The sequence below is a fragment of the Empedobacter sp. UBA7620 genome (assembly GCF_002484185.1).
Classification (GTDB): Bacteria; Bacteroidota; Bacteroidia; order Flavobacteriales; family Weeksellaceae; genus Empedobacter; species Empedobacter falsenii_C.
Window position 1 is genome coordinate 145,069 of sequence record NZ_DLJI01000031.1, and the last position, 525, is coordinate 145,593.

The window sequence follows — 525 nt, forward strand, 5'->3', positions numbered from 1 at the left end:
ATATTTTGCTCAAAATCAAGCTGCTTTATTAGATGAAGATTTAACTATTTTCGAAACTGTAGACCGCATTGCAGAAGGTGATATCAGAACACAAATCAAAAGTATTTTGGGCGCATTTATGTTCAAAGGTGATGATGTCGACAAGAAAGTAAAAGTGCTTTCTGGTGGAGAAAAAACGCGTTTGGCAATGGTAAAATTGTTGTTAGAGCCTTATAATGTCTTGATTTTAGATGAGCCAACAAATCACTTGGATATGAAAACAAAAGATATCATCAAAGATGCATTGAAAGAATTTGAAGGAACGGTAATTTTAGTTTCCCATGATCGTGATTTCTTAGATGGGTTGGCAGAGAAAGTTTTCGAATTTGGAAATAAACGTGTCAAAGAACATTTTGAGGATATCAAAGGTTTCTTAGCAACAAAGAAAATAGAAAACTTGAAAGAAATAGAAAAGTAAATTCAATTTTAGATATACAGAAAATCCTTAAAATAAGTTTTAAGGATTTTTTTAATGTTTCAAATTAC

At 30.9% G+C, this 525-nt stretch carries 1 protein-coding gene; it reads left to right on the top strand.

Annotated elements, in window-relative coordinates:
- The coding region (locus tag B2217_RS07185; RefSeq protein ID WP_291122228.1) for an ATP-binding cassette domain-containing protein at positions 1–457 on the top strand (457 nt) is incomplete at its 5' end.
- Positions 458–525: the final 68 nt, after the last annotated feature.